Origin of the sequence: Acidicapsa acidisoli (genome assembly GCF_025685625.1) — a bacterium.
Lineage (GTDB): Bacteria > Acidobacteriota > Terriglobia > Terriglobales > Acidobacteriaceae > Acidicapsa > Acidicapsa acidisoli.
This window is the reverse complement of record NZ_JAGSYI010000004.1, coordinates 754,194-773,092: the sequence shown is the minus strand read 5'-3', so window position 1 is coordinate 773,092 and position 18,899 is coordinate 754,194. Positions and strand designations below refer to the sequence as shown.

Sequence of the window (18,899 nt, the reverse complement as noted above, 5' to 3'; positions counted from 1 at the left end):
CAGCGTCTGCATCAGTTAGAAGATGAGAACTCACTCTTGAAGCGGCTGTTAGCATGACCGAGCCGCTCCTGCACTTTGGCCATGACCGCTTCGTTTGATAGCGCATTTGTCGTCACAGTCGCCCGCCTCTAATGCACACAGATACCTATGGCTTCCCCGCTGATGCCGGTCGCCTTCGCGTACTTCATCACAATGTTCCGATATATCGATCCGGGATCGAGGTGCTTATCAAGCGTGTCGGTGCGGTTGTTCGCAACTGGCCGGATAAGGGGAGAGTCCGGGCTTTCGTGGCTCAGCGCCCCGCCGTGTTTCCCCGCTTCCAGATATTCTCCGATGAGCCGCGAGGTCATCGGGTGAACGGGAACAAACCGGATTTTGGCGCGCTTGCCCTTAATACTGAAATGCATCACTCCTTGACGACTTTGCATGTCACGCAGCCGCAGCAGGCATAGCTCCTCGCGCCCGATGCCGTGATAGAGCAGGGTAGCGAGTATCACGCGATCCCTTACCCCTCCAGCGTGTCCGAGGCAGGGGCCTCCCGCAGTCGTCTTGCCTGTGCATCCCCTAGGGCTGGAGTGCTACCTTCCTTAATATTCGTGGCGGGCCACTTAACGCCGTCCACGGATTACCGAGGACCGCATTGCGTTCGCACAGGTAGTCGAAGAGTAACGACAGCGCTGAGAGCTTGCGGCGGATCGTGACCGCGCCGAGGGAGCGAGTCTGCATGTCCTTTCGCCAGGCGTTGACATGGGAGTGCGCGACGGTACGCAGCGCTGCAGAATTCTTCAGGCCCGTGAACGCTACGAACTTAGCGACGTCGCTTTTATAGGAGCGTCGCGTCTTGTCATTGGTGATGTTAGCGAGCCATTCGATCTCCGGGGGAACATCGGCGAGCCCGACATACTGATCCGATGTCAGAGCACGTGCAGACTTGACACTACCCGGCTCGTTCGACACTGCCCTGCTCTAATCCATGGTTCCTAACGCGATAATGTATTTTATCGATTTAGAAAGTCAAGCGATTACAACATCCTCTTTTCTTCGGTTGCCCAAAGTTCGTGAGTTCTCTATTCTTCGCATTGTTCCGATGGCGCAAACAGGCCCTCGGACAACGGAGCCGCGACCACCACATCCTTCATTCCATGATTCTCAGCCAATGTAGAGAGCCAAATGCGTCCCCCACGACGAAGCGCTCACCAGAAAGCGCGGCCATGCAAGACACGTCAGCATCGATCTCCAACATTGCGATCTCAGCCCTCCGAGGAAGATCATATAAATGAATGGTCCTATCATTGAAAGCAAAAACAATATGCTCGTTACTTAGCGCAAGCACAGCTCACACATCCCGTCGAGACCCCAACGCACGGAAGATCTCGATACCACAATGGTCACTCCAGAGACGAATGGTTCCGTCCTTTGCTCCAGAGACAAAACGACCATCAGGCAGGGCCGTCAACGCGGTCACAGGTCCCTGATGCCCGGCTAACTCGGCTTGCTCGTTAGGGTCATGCAAATTTCGCACTTGGATCAATGCATTATCAAAGCTAACGGCTAAAGCTGTGAGACTAGCCGCGATACCTCAGATATAGCCGTCTTTAAATTCGAATTGCCTGATCAGTGTCATCGTTGAAATATTCACTAACCTTAGTTGTAGCAATGCTAGCTCGTAAAAGCGTTCGAGGACAGCATCGGTTTCAAACGCATCACTGTTCGCAGTTCGGCGCCAGAGCCGGGCGATCGTTGCTATTGGAATATTCACATCCTCAGCAAATATTGCCAATTCGTGATAGCGCTGCGCGTGAAATCCTGCGGACTCATCGAATGCAGCTAGCAGGTCAAGGCTTGCCCGAACTGTACTGTCGATAGCGGCAGTTCGATCTGTTTCCAAAGTGCGATCGAAGGCACTGAGGCCACATCGGTCGAGGCGCAGGCGGACCGTGCGGATTGCTTGCTCAAGGTTCTCACCGAGTCGTATCCGCCCGCGCAGAAACCCGTTAACGAGGCCCAATAGAATGGGCCACTCACCGAGTCCTTCGCTTGCTAGTCTGATTAACTCGTTCCGCTGTGCGACGTTGACGTCGCCAATCTGCCAGCCCAACAGCTGAACCGCCTCCTCCGAAGTCATAGCATCGACTAGAATTCTTGTCGCCCGAGATGGCAGTATGTCACTGCGACGCGTAGTAATGAGGTGGGTCGTCCCAAATGCTCCATCGAGTAAGTGACGAAGGTGGCCTCGATACCATGCGTCATCAATCACCAGCAGACAATGTCGCCGCTCTAGAAGATCTTTGAGTCTATTTGCCGCAACATTGGGTTTACTGAATGCCACGTGTTCAAGTGTCAATTTGTAAATCAGGTCTGCAAGTATTTGCACAAGATTGGGCTTCTGGCCAAGAGTGACCCATAATATGCCATCTGGAAAAGCATCCTGGATCTCTTCGTCGTGTGCAAGTGCGCTCGCGAGTACCGTCTTGCCAAAGCCACCCGCGCCGCGAAGGGGCGCCGTCAAGGCAATAGCGTCTCCATCACCGCTCAACAGGGCGGACTTCAGACGGTTGAACTCAACCGGTCGCTGAATAAAGGGTTCTGGTAGCTGTGGTGCCATACCAGGGCGGCGTGGACCCTGTCCTGGTTGTTTCAGGCGATGAATTAGGCGCTGAGGTCCCTCCGGCAGCGAAAGATTAATAAAGTTCTTGGCACCAATCTACTTCGGTAGTTTCGCGAGTTCTGGTACTACAAAGCCCTGTCGCGCTGACCAAAATACGTTCGTAACCGCCTTACCCTCTCTGCGCGCGACCCGCCATTTGTCACGTATGATAGGTAGGGACAGCGTTTCAAGCGAGGTTAGCATCACGAGGTGTTCGACGGTTGCCTGCTTGCGCAATATCTCTTCAATTTCAATCCACCATTGACCGCTTACGAGGTTGCGCACGTCGTGCCAAACAACGCCAGATCCCAACTCGGTCTCTATGAGATCTCGGAGAGTCCGCGACGCATCTAGGTCTGCACGTGCGTAAGAAAGATTCGGGCGTTATTCGGCATGGCGCGGTCTACTTGACTTTCTGTCAAGATGATCTAGTCTCCTGTCCCTAAAGTTCGAGTACAAAATCGCGCGAGGGAGTCGAGAATTTGGTCTGCGGTTTTATGCCAGATGAAGGGTTTTGGATGCATGTTGTGGTGCTGGATGAAGCGTTGGATGGCTGTTTCCAGTTCTTTGGTGGAGCGATGGACGCCGCGCCGGAGCTGCTTTTCAGTGAGCAAAGCGAACCAGCGTTCGACCAGATTGAGCCAACTGGCCGAAGTGGGCGTGAAGTGCAGGTGAAAGCGCGGCCTCTTCACCAGCCAGTCGCGAATCAGTTGCGTCCTGTGGGTGCCGTAGTTGTCCAGGATCAGGTGGATGTCCAACTCCGGCGGCACGTTTTCCTCAATCGTATCGAGGAAGCTGCGGAATTCCACCGAGCGATGCCGACGCTGGGTCTGGCCAATCAGCGCACCGGTTTTGGTGTCCAGGGCAGCGAACAGGTTGGTGGTGCCATGACGGGCGTAATCGTGGGTGCGGCGTTCGATCTGTCCGGGACGCATGGGCAGCAGCGGCGCGGTGCGATCCAGGGCTTGTATCTGACTCTTCTCGTCCACGCACAGCACCAGGGCGCGCTCCGGAGGAGCCAGATACAGGCCGACGATATCGCGCACCTTGTCGATGAACAGCGGGTCTTTGGATAACTTGAACGTCTCGGAGCGATGCGGCGCCAGGGAAAAGGCTTGCCAGATGCGATGGATGGAGTTGCGGCTGAGACCGGCGCGCTTGGCCATGGAACGTGTCGACCACTGCGTAGCATCTGCTGGGGTTGACTCCAGGGTGAGCGCCAGAACACTCTCCACGTCACGGTCGCTGAGCTTGTGCGAGGTGCCTGGGCGCGGCTCGTCTAAAAGTCCATCCAGACCGGACTCCAGATAACGCCTCCGCCACTTGCCCACGGTGTGCTGCATGGTGTGTAGTTGGCTGGCAATGACCGTGTTGCTGAGTCCATCGGCAGCCAGCAGAACGATGCGCGATCGCATGGCCAGCGCCGTCTTGGGCCGCTTGCTCCAGGCGACAAGCTGAGCGCGATCCTCAACGGTAACAGACAACGGAGCGAGTGGACGACCTTTCCGCATGGGCTTCCTCCCACTCTATCCGATGCCGAATCTCCAATATTTATGATAATTATTTCAGGGACAGGACACTAGCCATTGTAGGCGTATCTACTCGCGCGCTTTTGCGTAGATTTACCTGGCAACCCAGAAGTAGTTTAACCCTCGCAATTTTAGGCGATGCACCCATTGGGATGGGGTTGAGTCCCGAAGTTTCCCTCCTGGTTCCGGTCGAGTGGCGGGTATCGGGGCGGAATGATCCAGACAGGGGCATGCAATGCGATTTCGCCGATGACAGGCATTTCTCGGAAAAGGTCCCTAACAGAAACAGGTCGCAGGCATGAAGCCGATCGAGCGCCGACTTCGTTCGCCAGCGGCTCATGCAGCATATGGGGAGATTTCTCCCTGGTCCCTTTTTGCACGATTCTCGCCCTGGAAGCAAACGGCCTCTGCGATCTCTTGAGTTCGCATCACCGAGTCTAAATGAATGATAACGTCCTCTATCGTCTTAAAAGACAAGGCCTTTGTTGCGTGTTCGAGTGAGCCCAACAGTGCGTGCCAGTGAAGAGCACCGCTGCCTGGCTTTATCGACGCTGCATCTTGCACAATTGTGCAAGATGCCTGCAGGGCGATGGTGGAGCAGATTTACTGCTGCCAACCACCGCCGAGTGCCTGGTAGAGCTGCACGAGAGAGAGCGCCTCGCTCTGTTCCGCGTTGATGAGGTTGAGCTGAGCGTTAAAGAGATTGGTGTCTGTCGTGAGCACTTCGAGATAGGCCGTCGAGCCGCCTTCATAGCGAATGCGCGCGAGCCGCGTTGCATCCTGTGCGGCTTCTACCAGCTTTTGCTGCTCGGCACGCGTGGCATGTTGCTTGTTTACGGCGATCAAGGAGTTCGATACATCGCGGAAGGCAGTCAGGATCGTCTTCTGATAGGTGAGGACCAACTCTTCCTTTTGCTGCTTGGAAAGCTCATATTGACCGCGAAGCTTGCCGCCTTCAAAGATGGGCTGCGTCAGAGTGCCGAGGCCATAGATTGTTTTGCCTGCCGGATCGAAGATGTTGGAGAGGCTGTCTCCACCTACGCCAGCCGATGCGCTGATCGAGAGCTGCGGGAAGAATTGCGCCTTGGCTACACCTACCTGTGCATTGGCTGCTTTGAGCTGCGCTTCGGTCTGTTGGATGTCAGGACGGCGCTCCAGAAGCTGCGAGGGAATGCCAACCGGAAGATCCTGCGGCACAGGCGAGAGCGCCGATGGATCGGTGTGCGCGACTGGCCCGGGTGGCTTCCCCAGCAGAAGGCTCATCGCATTCTCCTGCTGCTGAATCTGCTCCTGCAGCTGAGGAATCTCTGCGCTGGCCGTGTAGAGCAACTGCTCTGCCTGGCGCACGTCGGAAAGCGGCGCGGAACCACCGTGTTCTAGCCTCTTTGTCAGATCCAAGGAGTCCTGGCGGGCTTTGAGGGTCTGCTTGGCAACCTCGAGTTGCTGATCCAGAGACCGCAGCGTGAAGTACGATGTCGCAACCTGCCCAACCAGAGTCATGCGCACGGCGCGCTGCGCCCACGCTTGCGCGAGCATCTGATCCCGCGCAGCTTCCGTCTGCTTGCGATACAAACCCCAGAAATCCGGCGTCCACGCGGCCGACAAATTGAAGCTGCCGAACGACAGGGGATTGTTCCCTCCCAGAGTACTTCCAAGAGAACTTGGGAGATCTGCGCCTATACCCGTCCCGCCGACAGTGAGCGTAGGCAGGCCGGCTGCCCGCGTAATACGAATCTGCGACTGGGCTTCGAGTACGCGCTCGGCAGCTACACGCAGGTCATAGTTGTTCGCTAGCGCCTGACGGATCAGATCCTGCAACTCCGGCTCGCGAAATACCGCGCTCCATTGCTCATCTCCGAGCGAATCCTTAGCATCGCTCGAAACAGCGGTCTCATCCGGACCGCGAAACGCAGGAGGAGCTGTGACCGCAGGCCGCTGGTATTTTGGGCCAACGTTGCAACCTGCCAGAAGTAAAGCCGTGATGCCAGCCAGGAACGCAGTTGCGCTTTTCATCGAGGTATTCATGCGTGATCTCCCTTGGCCGGTGGCTGGCCGATACCAGCCCGCTTGCCGAGCTCGACTGGATCGACGTCGGGTTTGGAATCCATCGTCGTTCCTTTTCCCCCTTTGGTGTAGCGATGGGAGAGATACTCGACGAACGAAAACGTTACGGGAACGAAGAGAATACCGAGCACTGTCGAGAGCAGCATGCCGCCCACGACCACCGTGCCCAGGATGCGGCGCGACACGCCTCCGGCGCCGGATGCAAACCATAGTGGAAGGCATCCGACGATAAATGCCAGTGCTGTCATGATGATGGGCCGGAGACGAAGCCGGGCTGCGTCCAGCGCGGCCTGGGCAATGCTTTCCCCCTTCTCGTAGTTCGTCTTGGCGAACTCGACGATGAGGATCGCGTTCTTCGCCGACAGACCGATCAGCATGATCAGTCCGATGGTTGCAAAGACATCGTTCTCCAGCGCACGGATATTCAACGCCGTATAGGCGCCCAGAATCGCCACCGGCGTGCTGAGAAGAACGCTGAATGGAAGAGTCCAGCTTTCATATTGAGCAGCCAAAATCAGGAAAACGAACAGAATCGAGAGCCCGAAGACGACCCATGGAGGAAGTCCGTGCGCGGCCTTGTTTTCCTGGAAGGACATGCCTGAATAATCGAAGCCCATGTCAGACGGCATGGTCTGATGGAAGGTGTCTTCCAAAGCCTTCATGACCTGCCCGGAACTGTACCCGGGGGCGCCGACGATGGTCATCTGCACTGCGTTGTATTCGTTGAATCGAAGAATGAATTCCGGTCCATTGATCTTTTTGATGTTGATGAGCGTTGCCAGAGGCACCTGTCCTCCATTGGCGCTTCGCACATAGAACTGATTGATGTTTTCGATCTTACTTCGTGTGTCGGACTCAGCTTCCACGTATGTTTGCCATTGCCGGCCAAACCGGTTGAAGTAGTTTGCAAGGTATCCGCCCATGAATGTCTGCATCGTCGCATAAACATCCGAGAGCTGAACCTGCTGCTGCACAACCTTTTCTTTGTCCACCGCCGCATAAATCTGCGGCACGGCGGGCAGGTAGGCTGGAACAGCGGCCGCGATCTCATGATGATTTTTCAGGGCGCCCATGAACGTACCGAGGTTCTTGGTCAGATACATCGGATCGTCGTTGCCCGAGCGGTCTTCAAGGATGAAGGTAACGCCCCCCGAAGTGCCGACGCCGGGAATCGAAGGTGGCGGGAAGCTGAAGGCGATGCCATCCGGATTCATTGCCAGTTGCTTTGCAAGATTCTGCTGGATGGCGAGGAACTGCTCCTCCTTCGACTTTCGAACATCCCAGTCCTTGAAGGATACGAAGAAGAAGGCTGTATTGGTGCTCTGGGTCTGCGTAAGCAGGCTGAAGCCGTTGACCTGGATGACGCTGTGGACGCCTGGCGTTTTCATCAGCGCATCGGACACCTTCAGTGCCGCCTCATCGGTGCGCTGCAGAGAAGAAGCGTCCGGAAGCTGCAGCGCGACGAAGGCATATCCCTGATCTTCTGTTGGAATGAAGCCCGTTGGCAGGTGTGCGCCCAACAACACCGAAACGACACCCACGGCGGCCAGGACGAGCATGGAGAACCCGGCCTTGTGCACCATAACTCTCGATGTGGATACAAAATTGTCCGTTGCGCGGCCAAAGAAGTTGTTGAAAAACTCGAAAAAGCGCCCGAGCAGTCCCTTTTTCTTTTCCTTATCTTTCGGTTTCAGCAGCAGGGACGCCAGCGCGGGGCTGAGCGTTAGCGCATTGAAGGCCGAGATGAGAACGGAGATCGCGATCGTGATGGCAAACTGCTGATAGAGACGGCCAGTAATGCCGGGGATGGCCGCTGTGGGAATGAACACGGCAGCAAGGATGAGCGCGATGGCCACGACCGGCCCGCCTACTTCCTCCATGGCTTTGATGGTCGCGTCCGTGGGGCTCATGCCTTCATCAATGTGGTGCTCTACCGCTTCGACCACGATGATGGCGTCATCGACCACCAGTCCGATCGCCAGCACAAGCCCGAAGAGCGATAGCGTGTTGATGGAGAATCCCAGCAAAGGGAAGATGATGAACGTGCCGATCAGGGAGACCGGCACGGCCATCAGAGGAATCAGCGTCGCACGCCAGCCTTGCAGGAAGACGAAGACCACGATCACCACCAGGACCAGAGCTTCCACCAGGGTTAGCACAATTTCATGCAGACCTGCGGTCACAGCCTTGGTTGTGTCGAGCGGGACGTCGTACGTCAGTCCAGCGGGGAAGCTTTTGGAAAGCTCGGCCATCCGCTGGTTCACCAGTTTGGCTACTTCCACTGCATTGGAGCCTGGGAGCTGATAGACGCCGAAGACGCCGGCTGGCGCCTTATTATAGCGTCCATTCAGCGTATAGTACTGCTGGCCCATCTCGACGCGGGCGACGTCACTTAGATGGACCACCGAACCATCAGCGTTCGCGCGCACAACGATCTTCCCGAACTCTTCCGGAGTGACGAGCCGGCCCTCGGTACGGACGGTATAGGTGAACTGCTGACCCTTCGGAGCGGGATCGCCTCCGACCTGACCGGCCGGATTCACATTGTTCTGCGTCTGCAGGGCTGCAATGATTTCAGGCGCTGTTACACCAAGCTTTGCCAGCTTGTCTGGCTGCACCCATACGCGTAGAGCATACTGGCCGCCGAACACCTGGACGCGAGCAACACCGGGAACTCGGGTGATTTCATCCTGCAGCTTGATAATGGCGTAGTTCGTAAGGAACGTCGCGTCGAACGTGTTGTTTGGCGACGAGAGCGCTACGATCATCAGCGGCGAGGTAAGCGACTTCTGCACGGTGATGCCGCCCACGGTCGCCTGCGCAGGCAACTGCGACTGCGCCTGAGATACGCGCAGCTGTGTCAGAATCTGGTCGGTATCCGGGTTTGTCTTCACGTCGAAGTCGACAAAGATTTGCGACTGTCCGTTATTGGCATTGACCGAATACATGTACAGCATGTTGTCGACGCCGGTGATCTGCTGTTCCAGCGGCGTAGACACGGATTGCAACAGCGTCTTGGCGTCGGCGCCTGCATAGTTGGCCTGTACCTGGATTTCCGGCGGCGCGATGTCCGGATACTGCGCCGTCGGCAGAGTCAGCATCGACACCAGGCCAATAATCGTAGTGAGGATGGCAATGACAATGGCCACGATCGGCCTGCGAATAAAGAACTTCGACATCCTTACCTCCCGGCCGCATCGTTCATCGCGGGTGCTGGTGCAGTCTGCGCAGGATGCGGAGAAACAGGCACACCTTCCCGCAGTTTTTGCAGGTTGTCGACGACCACCTGCGAACCGGCAGGCAGACCGCCTTCGACCACCCAGTCGCTGCCATATTGCGGACCGAGAGTGAGGTTGACGATTTTGACCTTGTTGTCAGGGCCGACAATAAAGGCCTGCTGCGTGCCCTGCAACTCTTGGACCGCAGCTTGCGGCACGAGGATGACATTGTGTTGCAACCGCGTTTCAGCCGAGACGCGGCCGAACTGCCCCGGACGAAGAATATTGCCCGGGTTGGGGAACGCTGCCGCAATGCGGATGGCGCCCGTCTGCGCATTTAACTGGCGATCGACGAAGACGATGTGGCCTTGTTTCGGATATTTGTCGCCGTTCGCCAACCTGAGTGTCAGCGGCAGGTTTGGGGCGCTGCTCAGCAGGCCGCTCTTCTTCTGGTCCTGCAGGTTGGAAAGCGAAAGATACTCGCTGTCACTGATGGAGAAGTACACCTTGATCGGGTCCATTTGCGAGACCGAAGTCAGAACCGACTGCGGGTTCACCAGATTGCCAACCTGAGTGGTCGCCTGTCCCGCGACACCGGAGATCAGCGAACGAACCTCGGTAAAACCGAGGTTGAGTTTCGCGGTTTCTACCGCGGCTTTCGCACTGGCGATCTGCGCCTCCGCCGCGCGGACGTTTGCGGTCATTTGTGCTTCGGTCTGCTTATCGTTGTCGAGCTGGCTCTGCGCGATGGCGTGCTGTTCTGCCAACGGAGTGTCTCGCTTCACGTTGATATCGGCGAGTCCCAGTTGGGCCTGCGCCTGGCCCAAAGCGCCCTCTGCCTGGCCTACCTGACCCTCGGCCTGGTCCAAAACTGCCTGAAACGGACGCGGGTCGATCTCGAACAGAACCTGCCCCTTGTTCACGACCGAGCCTTCGCGGTAATCCTGCTTGATCAGGTAGCCGCTCACCTGGGGCTGAATCTGGGCATTCACATAGCCGTCCATGGTGCCCACCCATTCGTTGCGGAGGGGAACATCGCTTGCGTGGACAGTGACAACAGAAACCGGCAACGGTCCCATAGCCGGTGGTGCCTGCTTCTTTTCGCATCCGGCCAAAAAGAGGACCAGCGCAAAGGGGAGCGCGATGCCCCCGGTCATCTGAATGCCGCGGGCGTAGGTGTTTCCTGATCCGCGATTGCGTCTCACCTGGAAAGCCATAAAAGCTCCTTGTTCGTTTTCCGCCTGATCGCAATGACGGTGTACAGTAAAACATACATGGGTGTATGTTTCGTCTATGGATGCGGGCGCAGAACAATTTGATTCAGGAATCAGCGGGGGAAATTCAGGAATCGGGAAGAGAAAGCGAAATGCCTTCAGAGATCCTTCCGATGGCCCGACGCAGGAGCGCGCCATTCACACGCGTCACGAGCTGTTGCATGCGGCTCGCCGCATCTTCGCCCGTGACGGTTTCGAGGGAGCCAGGCTTCAGGATATTGCCGAATCTGCGGGCAAAACAAGAGGAGCTCTCTATGCCCACTTTAAGGATAAAGAAGATCTCTTCTTTGCGTTGATCGCACAGGATCTGGCCCAGGACGATGCGGCCTTCCAAAAGAAGCTGCGGCCTGATTCCACGCACGAAGAGCGGATCGCGGTTGTCACCGAACACCTCGAAGCCCTCGTCCGCGACAGGCAGCGCGCTTTGCTCTATGTCGAATTCAAGCTGTATGCAGCGCGGCATTCACAGCACAAGCGGCAAAGATTGGTGGAACTCCATGCCGCGGTGTGCGGTCAGTGCGCGGAGCGCAAGATGCAATTAGTCCCGGAATTCGCGACTGCGGATGGAGCAGAACGCCGTCAACTCATTGCTTCCTTTGGAGCATTGCTTGACGGACTTGCTCTCAATCTCTACTTCGATCCTGTTGGCCTGACCAATGAAGAGGTTCATCGCAGGATCGAACAAGCGGTTCGCGAGCGTATCAAAGCAAGACTGGAGTTATAGTCGTTGCCAATTGAGATCCACACCAAGGAATAAATCTGATGATTCCCCATAACGATGCGGGCATGTAGGCCGCGACGGTCACAGGTATAGCCGATGATCTTGTCTGCGATCTCTTGGAATCGCGCATCAACGCCTGAAGCGTACATGTGTCGCAAGCGGGCGGATTTTTACCCGCACGAAAGATCGCGATCCTGGCTGAGCAGTATGGCGTGAAGACCGCATGGCATGGACCAGGAGATGTTTCACCGGTAGGGCACATGGGAATAGAACTCTGGATATTGTGAGCTATAACTTCAGCATTCGGGAGTACATGCCATTCAAAGCTGAGACGCAGGAAATCTTCAAAGGGTGACCAGATGAAGGATGGCTATTTCTGGGTGAACCAGAGGTCGGGGTAGGGAATCGAGATCGACGAGAAACTAGCGGCGAAATTTCCATTTACTGACAACGCAAACCACCTGAATGGCGGGTGGGGCGAGATCCGTAAACGAGATGGAACGGTGATCAAGCAGTAGCTATCAAATTGGCCCGCGCAATCGATCATCTCGGAGTAGCATGGTTTGATAGCACGGTGTCGAGGGGGCGGAAGACATGAACAGACGAGAGATGCTGGCCACCACAGGTGCTGCGACGCTTGGGGCACTTTGCATGCCGGAGCTGATGAAGGCCGACGCTCCGGCGAGTCGGGTTGCGATCGTACGTTGTCGCGATTACGCGCAGTATGGACAGCAACTCTCGCAAGCGTTCGATCAGATCGGCGGGATCGAGAAGTTGGTGCGTGGAAAGACCGTTGCGCTAAAGCTGAATCTCACGGGGAATCCGAAGAACTTCCCGCTGACACCCGATCTTCCTTATCGGACGGATCCGCAGTCGGTGGCGGCGACCGTGCATCTGTTTGCCAAGGCAGGTGCGCGGCGCGTTCGCATGATTGAAAGCTTCTTCCCCGCCGAGCAGGATCTCTCGTTATGGGCACGCTACGGCCTGGACGTAAATGCGATTAACAACATGGGTGTGCCGGTGGTTTGGGAAAACGTACAGAACCTTGGCAACTACAAGCAATATGTGCGCATGAAGGTGCCGTGGGGCGGCTACGCCTATCCGGCATACCATCTGAACCCGGCATTCTATCAGTGCGACGTATACGCTTCGATGGCGAAGCTGAAGAACCATTGGATTGCAGGCGTGACCATGACGATGAAGAACAACTTCGGCAACACGCCCTGCTCGCTCTATGGCGGGGACTGCGGATCTAGCGGGAATGAGAAACCGACGCAAGAGCGCGGACCTGTGCTGCACAGCGGAACGACGCCTGCGCCCGCGGGAGTCGATGTCGAGCTGCATCCTGATTCTCCGCGCGATCCGGGCTATCGGGTTCCGCGCATTCTGGTCGATCAGAACGGCATCCGGCCAATTGATCTCGCTATCGTGGATGGTGTCGAGACGGTGCGGGGCGGGGAAGGTCCGTGGCTTCAGGGCCTCGAAAAGATGACGCCGGGCGTGATCATCGCTGGCCGTAACGCTGTCTGCGTGGACGCTGTCGGGATGGCAGTGATGGGCTACGATCCATATGCGGAGCGCGGCACTTCTCCGTTCATCCGAGGCGATAACTCCCTGCGTCTCGCAGAGGAAGCCGGGATCGGAACACGAGATCTGAAGCGTATCGAAGTCGTCGGGCTTTCCATTAAGGACGCTCGTATCAATTTCGGGCCAGGTGCAGTTGGTAAGAAGCTGAGCGAATTGAACTCATAATCGCATCCGATTAAGCGGGTTGGGGGCGCTTGCTTGTTCGGGCTGAGCATATCTGGAGCGAGGGATGCGCCGCGGATTCTGCCTAGGTCCATATCAAATATGGATCGCGAACGATGCGTGATAACGACCTTTGTCGCGGGGAAAAGGAACACGACGCGATAATCCGGTTTACAGATGCCACAGCTTAGCTGCGGCGCGGAGACCTATTCAAACGCGCAACCTAACTTTCGAGTCCCGACTTCGGGAAGGCTCTGTCATAGAGCATTCCGTTCGTGATGCTGACAGTGCACACCGCTGACATGGGAATTTCCTCGAAAGGGGACAATTGAGGATCATGCCATGTTGCTTCTCGACAAATATCGCCCGCAAGAGGCAAACTCAGAGTTTTCATCTCATTAGAGTCTTTGACCGCTTGAGTCAGTCCCTCTCTCAAAGAGCGACATGAAGGGTCTCCCCTCGCCAATGGTTTTGATCGATCAGGTGATAACTATCGACAATCAGAGTTACCTCAGTCACGCAACTGATCCACTGGCGAAACACCTACAAAAACAAGCCGTAGCGATTCTTGTGGACGGTTCTGCCGAATTCACAGTAACCTATAACTCAAAACAGGAGTCTGTTAGCACGACCACCTGTACGCCTGTCCAATTAGTAGCCGCTAGAAAGTCACTTTTCTACGAGTTGAGGGTCGAATCTTCCAGGACTTGATCTCGATGACGCCTGGCGTCACGACAGCAACTCCGCAATCGGGCGATGGGACAGGATCAATTGGGGCTAGTAGAGATTTCAGTATCAATGGGCAGAGAACCGAATCCAACGGCTACATCGTCGATGGTGTGTCGACGAATGTGAGTCCCGGTAATGGCTATGGTGTGCCGGGGCCAGGAACGAGCAGTTCTGTCGCGGCATCTACTGCTCTGGGACGACACAAAGCCTTGTGTCAGTTGACGACTTGCAAGAGTTCCGAGTGTTGAGCTCAACGTTTTCCGCGGAATACGGGCTCCAGTGCTCAAGCGCGTAGTCAAGGGAGTGGAGCAGGCATTCGCTGTTCTACCCGCCCAGGATATCCTCGTTGGTGCATGTCTAGTGAGACAGATTTCATTCGTAATGCCTCTGAATGAAGTTGGCAGCGGTCCCAGCCCCCGCGAGGATGGCCTGCTTCCAACGAGCGCTTTTGAACGTGTTTTCATTAGCTACTCGAAAAACTATGCAGCTTTGGACCCCTGGGCTCGATAGATAAAGTGATCGCCCGGATTGTCCAGAATCGAGGACTGCGTTGCAGCTTGAAAAGTCGACAAACAGCTAGACTTATGCTGCCCGAATTTGGCGCAGCACGGAGGTTACGTCTTGAAGCAGAACACGCATCGATCAACCTCCACGCATTTCGGCTTCCACTGCGAGATAGCACGTCATGTTCCACATGCCAGCCGCTTGAAATCAACAACTTAGATGCTCGACATCGCGTACGTATGTTCATAGCTGAGAAAGAGAGTTCAAAAGCGGACGTTTATGGCAAAGCATCTGTAAAGACCGTGTGATCCAGATGGCCAGCCACCGCACGGCAATGAAGGTCGTCTAAGGTGACGCACTGTTCAGTCGCGCGATTCTTTCAACTAATTTCTTGACACATGAACTGTTGTCGAGCAGACTTGCTTTTGTCCTCAAATTGACGGCAAACGACCTTCACCTTTCCTTTTTACAGTCTCCCTACCATCTGCTAAAAAGTGCCCCGAAGCTGCGCTTAAGTGGGTATGCGATTTCATAAAAACTGCTTCTGTTTTCGGCCGTTTCTGATCAGCTGCCCCCGGAGATCGAGAAATGCGTGTCCTGAATATTCTTTTCTTGGTTTTGTTGGCTGTTGGCGCTCATGCGCAGAGTGTGACGAATCCATGCCCTAATGCACAGCCGGTGCCCCAGCAGATGAAACTGCCGACGATCCTTCCGCCGGGCGAGCCGGTGACGATGGAGAAGCAGCTGCTGACTTACCTGAACAAGCTGCAGTATCGCAACCTTGGCTGGTGCCGCGATAAGTGGGTGCGGGACACGGGACCGCTGATTCAGGGGACGGCAGCGATCGTGCATCCGGCGGTACACATCTATTACTCGCCGGAGGTGTCGAAATGGTTGTTAAACGGGCGCAAGGGTGAGATTCCGGATGGGGCGGTGATCATCAAGGAGCAATTCTCGCCGGTCCCGGCGGCGCGGTATCACGGTATTGCAGAGAAGGACCTGGGATGTTCGAACGACTGGACGGTCATGATCCGGAACTCGAAGGGCTCATTCGATGGGTGGTTCTGGGCTGAGGTATGGAATGGCAGCACGCCATCGAATTCGATGAACTTCAACAATCCGTTTCAGTATCCGAACGCGGGATATGGGCTGGTGTGTTTGCGGTGCCACTCCTCGGCGGAGAAGCAGCACACGTTCGCGTCGCTGAGCAACATCGAAGGCTCGCCGGGATGGCCGTTGCAGTTCCGCGTGGATGACAGCTGGATGAGCCACAGCGCACCCCTGCCGCCAAAGACATGTGGATTTGGATCGACGACGCTGATAGACCTTGTACAGACCGCGCAGGCGCCGCTGGAGGAGCGGCATCGGCTGGCGCACGAGGAGGCGATTCCGCCGGCGCTGTTTCCGGAGCACGAGCAGAATGCAGCGATCCAGGAAAACGTCGAGGCGCTGCCACTGGTGAAGCTATTGCGTGCACTTCCCCCGAGTATTCAAAAGATGCCGCCGGAGCCGTTCGATACTGTTGTCCCCGAGCCGAAGTCGGTATTGAAGCCCGCGGCGGGCTTGCCGGCAAACGTCTCTCCGGGGTTCGTGACATCGTCGCAGTGTACAGGCTGCCATAGCGGACTGACGGGCGCGGGGCTGGGGCCGACGATGGTGCTGACATCGAGTTCATCGCCGACGATCAATGTGTCGCAGTACGGGGAGTGGCGGTGGACGCCGATGGGGCTCGCCGGACGCGATCCGGTCTTCTACTCGCAGCTGGACAGCGAGCTGGCTTATCTGAAGGAGCACACGAAGCAGCAGCAGATCATTGACACCTGCACGCAATGCCACAATGCGATGGGCAAGAGGACGTTCGCCACCGAGCATCCGAAGGAGGACTACAAACTCGCCTTTGTCTACGAAACGGACCCGCATAATGAGGGATTCAAATATGGTGGACTGGCGCGGGACGGGATCAGCTGCGAGGTGTGCCACCGCATGCAGGCACCGAAAGATCCAAGCCTGCCGTATTTTCTGAAGCACCAGATCAACGGCGTGTTCGATGTAACTCCGCAGGGAGAGCTGCACGGACCTTTCAAAGACAACGAGATCACGACTTATCCGATGCTTACGGGCATCGACGCAAAGCCGAAGTACGACGCGTATATTCAATCGCCGCAGATGTGCGGAACATGCCACACGATCCTGCTCCAGGTGGTGGACAGCCCTGACGCGGGGAAGTCCTCGGTGGAGCAGGCAACATATCCGGAATGGCTGAACAGCGATTTTCGCAAGGAGTATGGATCGGTTGGTGCAACGCCGAAGACCTGCCAGGACTGCCACATGCAGGGCGAGTATGTGAATACGAAGACAGGCATGAATGTGGCGCAGATCAGGGACAGAATCGCAATCGTGCAGGACGGAACCTACCCCGCGGTGGAACACCTGGCCAAACCGGATGATGTGAATGTGCGCTATCGCGAATCGGGGTTCAGCCGGCATGAACTGCTGGGAACGAATGGGTTCCTACTGCAGATGTTTCTGAAACCAATGAACGCGATGGGAAATAACGAGACGCTTGGAGTCCGGCTGAGCGATTACATGTCGGGGCTGACTACAGATCTGCAGGCAGCGTCAGATAACGTCGTGCAGCAGGCGCAGACGAGCACGGCCACGGTGGAGATTTCGAAGTGGGAGGTGCATGACAACACGCTGGTCGTAGAGGTAACGGTGACGAACAAGGCAGGTCACCGGTTTCCAAGCGGCGTGGGGTTCCGGAGAGCATTTCTTGACCTGCAGGCAACTGTGGATGGAAAACCGTTCTTTACTTCGGGAGCGACGAACGCGATGGGGCAAATTACGAACTTTACGGGGCAGGTGTTGCCGACGGAGTCCTTCCAGGATGGCATGTATCAGCCACACTTCAGCCAGGGGAATCCGATCCGCTCGAGTGACCAGGTGCAGATTTACGAAGAACTGACGCAGGATGCGCAGCACCAGTTCACCACCAGCTTTACGCGACGCGACTATGACGTGAAGGACAACCGTCTGCTGCCGATCGGCTGGTCGTTGCACGGGCCAAAGGATCTCCAGATCCCGGAGCCGTATCTGCATGCGACGCTGCCGGTCGGCGATGCACTGAATGATCCTGTGTACCTGGCGGGCAGAGGACAGTCGATTGTGCGATATGAGATTCCGCTGCCGATCGGCGCAAATGCGGGCAACCTGCATGCGACGGTGAGTCTGTATTCGCAGACGCTGCCGTCGTACTTTCTGTCGGACCGCTATCAGACCAGAACTCCGGCGACAATAAGGCTGGAATATCTGGCGAATTCACTGGGGACGCTGCAGGAAACGGATTACGCAAACTGGAAACTATTGATCGGCTCGGCGAGTAGGTAATGAGTGGCCGCGGCATGGTCTGGACAATGTTTAACCATATCCTGCGGTGAACCGATCCGCATCGAAGAATTGCTGGCATCGCCGGTACGAGCCCAGCTACGTTCCGTAGACCATGATTAGGGAATTTGCGTTGTACGAGTCGCGGGCGCTGCGGCGTTTCGCGCGCGTCGATCTGGGCCGCGCGGCGACACTGTAACGAGACGGGCCAGCCGCACAACCAGGTTAGTCAGATATTTGCTACATCCTGTGTCCCAGGCTACGAGCGAGCCATTCAGTAGGAGACATTCCTACACGTTGCGTAAAGATTCGCGTTAGAGCTGTCGCATTTGCATATCCCACGGCGGATGCGATCAGCTTCAGTGAGTTGCCCTTACGCAACATTGTTTGGGCAACCCCCAGCCGCCAATTTGCCAGGTAATCAAACGGTGTCACGCCGACAACCTGGCGAAAATAAGCAGCAAAGCGCGTACGGGACATACCGGCTAGTTGAGCAAGTTGTTCCAGCGACCAGGCGGCTTCAGGATGTTTATGCATGCCCTCGATTGCCTTGCCCAAACGCGAATCACTGAGTCCCATCAAAACTCCGCTGTCAACCAGATGTGCATTCATTGCTGATCGAATAAGTAGCACAAAAAGATATTCGAATAATCGATCTATGGCAGTCTGGCGGCCTGGTAATTTTGAGAAAGCCTCTGAAAACAAAAGCTGCAGGGTCGGTTCAAGTTCGGGAAGGGCGTCTAGTGGAAGCACAAGTGGTTCTGGAAACGACGCGATTAGAGGATTCAGCATTCCGGCGCCAAACTCGATCGTCGCGCAAACGAGCTCGGCTCCCTCTTGCTCTGGGCCGTGAAGACGATGGAGGCGAGGACGTGGAAAGAACAGGATGCTCGGGGTATCAATGACCATTTGACGCGCATCTGGCCGGGTGATCTTCAGCCTTCCTTTCCTGAGCACATGAAGATAACCGGCATATTCACTATCTTGATCCGCAGAGCTTCCGCACAAGAACCCCGAATAAAACATCCGGGCCGTGAGAGAAAATTTTTCGAAGAAAGGAGCCAATCGATCCATATGGGA

12 protein-coding genes are annotated in these 18,899 nt (G+C 56.2%); 3 read left to right on the top strand and 9 right to left on the bottom strand.

Annotated elements, in window-relative coordinates:
• Positions 1 to 128: 128 nt before the first annotated feature.
• The 8 genes from OHL23_RS25045 to OHL23_RS25015 form a co-directional block, all read right to left on the bottom strand.
• Positions 129 to 497, bottom strand: coding sequence for a site-specific integrase (locus OHL23_RS25045; protein ID WP_263354761.1), 369 nt, complete (start codon positions 495 to 497; stop codon positions 129 to 131).
• Between the two features lie 67 nt (positions 498 to 564).
• The gene (locus OHL23_RS25040) at positions 565 to 957 is read right to left on the bottom strand and encodes a site-specific integrase (protein ID WP_263354760.1); all 393 of its coding nucleotides are present in this window, start codon (positions 955 to 957) and stop codon (positions 565 to 567) included.
• 379 nt (positions 958 to 1,336) lie between these two features.
• Complete coding sequence (locus tag OHL23_RS29060; protein ID WP_396127420.1) at positions 1,337 to 1,522, bottom strand: hypothetical protein; 186 nt, start codon at positions 1,520 to 1,522, stop codon at positions 1,337 to 1,339.
• Between the two features lie 57 nt (positions 1,523 to 1,579).
• Entirely contained in the window at positions 1,580 to 2,605 is a 1,026-nt protein-coding gene (locus OHL23_RS25035; RefSeq protein WP_263354759.1) for an NB-ARC domain-containing protein, read from the bottom strand.
• Positions 2,606 to 3,075: 470 nt separating this feature from the next.
• A complete protein-coding gene (locus tag OHL23_RS25030) occupies positions 3,076 to 4,158 on the bottom strand; it encodes an IS630 family transposase (RefSeq protein WP_263354758.1) in 1,083 nt (360 codons plus the stop codon).
• Positions 4,159 to 4,779: 621 nt separating this feature from the next.
• On the bottom strand, positions 4,780 to 6,201 hold the full coding sequence (locus tag OHL23_RS25025; protein WP_263354757.1) for an efflux transporter outer membrane subunit: 1,422 nt from the start codon (positions 6,199 to 6,201) through the stop codon (positions 4,780 to 4,782).
• Positions 6,198 to 9,419, bottom strand: a complete 3,222-nt coding sequence (locus OHL23_RS25020) for an efflux RND transporter permease subunit (protein WP_263354756.1) — start codon at positions 9,417 to 9,419, stop codon at positions 6,198 to 6,200. Before OHL23_RS25020 ends, OHL23_RS25025 begins: the two co-directional genes overlap by 4 nt.
• 2 nt (positions 9,420 to 9,421) lie before the next feature.
• Positions 9,422 to 10,675, bottom strand: a complete 1,254-nt coding sequence (locus OHL23_RS25015; RefSeq protein WP_263354755.1) for an efflux RND transporter periplasmic adaptor subunit — start codon at positions 10,673 to 10,675, stop codon at positions 9,422 to 9,424.
• Between the two features lie 76 nt (positions 10,676 to 10,751).
• Between OHL23_RS25015 and OHL23_RS25010 the strand changes: the two genes are divergently transcribed.
• The 3 genes from OHL23_RS25010 (at position 10,752) to OHL23_RS25000 (ending at position 17,822) form a co-directional block, all read left to right on the top strand.
• Positions 10,752 to 11,456, top strand: a complete 705-nt coding sequence (locus OHL23_RS25010; RefSeq protein ID WP_263354754.1) for a TetR family transcriptional regulator — start codon at positions 10,752 to 10,754, stop codon at positions 11,454 to 11,456.
• Positions 11,457 to 12,047: 591 nt separating this feature from the next.
• Positions 12,048 to 13,205, top strand: a complete 1,158-nt coding sequence (locus OHL23_RS25005; protein ID WP_263354753.1) for a DUF362 domain-containing protein — start codon at positions 12,048 to 12,050, stop codon at positions 13,203 to 13,205.
• A 1,818-nt stretch (positions 13,206 to 15,023) separates the two neighbouring features.
• Positions 15,024 to 17,822: a cytochrome P460 family protein gene (locus OHL23_RS25000; protein WP_263354752.1), complete on the top strand. Its 2,799-nt coding sequence runs from the start codon at positions 15,024 to 15,026 to the stop codon at positions 17,820 to 17,822.
• A 237-nt stretch (positions 17,823 to 18,059) separates the two neighbouring features.
• On the opposite strand, the gene OHL23_RS24995 is transcribed toward OHL23_RS25000, so the two are convergent.
• Entirely contained in the window at positions 18,060 to 18,893 is an 834-nt protein-coding gene (locus OHL23_RS24995; protein WP_263354751.1) for an AraC family transcriptional regulator, read from the bottom strand.
• Positions 18,894 to 18,899: the final 6 nt, after the last annotated feature.

What these genes read in the sequence shown, in the direction of transcription:
- OHL23_RS25035 (WP_263354759.1), bottom strand. Translation starts at nt 2,605, where the DNA reads ATGGCACCACAGCTACCAGAACCCTTTATTCAGCGACCGGTTGAGTTC.
- OHL23_RS25030 (WP_263354758.1), bottom strand. Translation starts at nt 4,158, where the DNA reads ATGCGGAAAGGTCGTCCACTCGCTCCGTTGTCTGTTACCGTTGAGGAT.
- OHL23_RS25025 (WP_263354757.1), bottom strand. Translation starts at nt 6,201, where the DNA reads ATGAATACCTCGATGAAAAGCGCAACTGCGTTCCTGGCTGGCATCACG.
- OHL23_RS25020 (WP_263354756.1), bottom strand. Translation starts at nt 9,419, where the DNA reads ATGTCGAAGTTCTTTATTCGCAGGCCGATCGTGGCCATTGTCATTGCC.
- OHL23_RS25015 (WP_263354755.1), bottom strand. Translation starts at nt 10,675, where the DNA reads ATGGCTTTCCAGGTGAGACGCAATCGCGGATCAGGAAACACCTACGCC.
- OHL23_RS25010 (WP_263354754.1), top strand. Translation starts at nt 10,752, where the DNA reads ATGGATGCGGGCGCAGAACAATTTGATTCAGGAATCAGCGGGGGAAAT.
- OHL23_RS25005 (WP_263354753.1), top strand. Translation starts at nt 12,048, where the DNA reads ATGAACAGACGAGAGATGCTGGCCACCACAGGTGCTGCGACGCTTGGG.
- OHL23_RS25000 (WP_263354752.1), top strand. Translation starts at nt 15,024, where the DNA reads ATGCGTGTCCTGAATATTCTTTTCTTGGTTTTGTTGGCTGTTGGCGCT.
- OHL23_RS24995 (WP_263354751.1), bottom strand. Translation starts at nt 18,893, where the DNA reads ATGGATCGATTGGCTCCTTTCTTCGAAAAATTTTCTCTCACGGCCCGG.